Annotated in this window: 1 protein-coding gene; it reads right to left on the bottom strand. The window is 69.2% G+C overall.

Annotated elements, in window-relative coordinates; all coding sequences use genetic code 11:
* On the bottom strand, positions 1-244 hold a 244-nt coding region (locus FHE66_RS15780; RefSeq protein WP_218013754.1), incomplete at its 3' end, for a hypothetical protein.
* Positions 245-673: the final 429 nt, after the last annotated feature.

The raw sequence follows: 673 nt of genomic DNA, 5'->3' as shown, positions 1-673 counted from the left end.
CGCCGCGGTCGCGACCGCGGCCCGCCACCCCGTACGTGGGGTACGTGACATGTGTCCTCCTCAGATCGGCGTCGATGACGCAGTCGCCATCGACGGATGCGTCGCGCGGAAGCACGCGACCCGGCCCGCTCGACGCGTCCGCGCGTCGGCGGACCGGTGCATCGATCGTCACGCGCACCCCAGTAGGACCCTCGGGGTTGCCACCCTTTGCCAACCGGATTCGCGCAATCTCGCGGATAATCATTCGAAGGTCGAGGCTGGGCTCGTCCGAACGACGGAGAACTGTCCGCTCTTAACCGCGCGGACGGAAATCCCGAACGCCCTTTCCCGCGAGGGCCGACTTGTGCACGACAGCTGACTGCCACGCGACAGCGGAGTTCTGCGCGGGAGCGATGTCCTCGCGCCGACTCCGTGGCAGCCAGCTCTGCGGCTCCCCCGAGCCCGACGTCCACCGGCGGACGAGGACCTCGGTCGCCCGGTGTCCGATGGATCGCCAGTTCCGCCGTCGCCCGTCCATCGGCCCGTGTGCACCTCGCGATGACGCGCGGGCATGCCGCTCTCGCGCACGAATCCCCTCTCACGAGAAGACCCGGCCCCGCGGACAGGCCTGCTCTCGCGGAACTCGGCTCTCACGCGCAACTCCGCTCTCGCACACAAATCCGCTCTCGCAAGC

The sequence above is a fragment of the Georgenia sp. 311 genome, from assembly GCF_006151955.1.
GTDB lineage: Bacteria > Actinomycetota > Actinomycetes > Actinomycetales > Actinomycetaceae > Oceanitalea > Oceanitalea wutianyii.
This window is presented reverse-complemented; position numbering and strand designations above follow the sequence as displayed.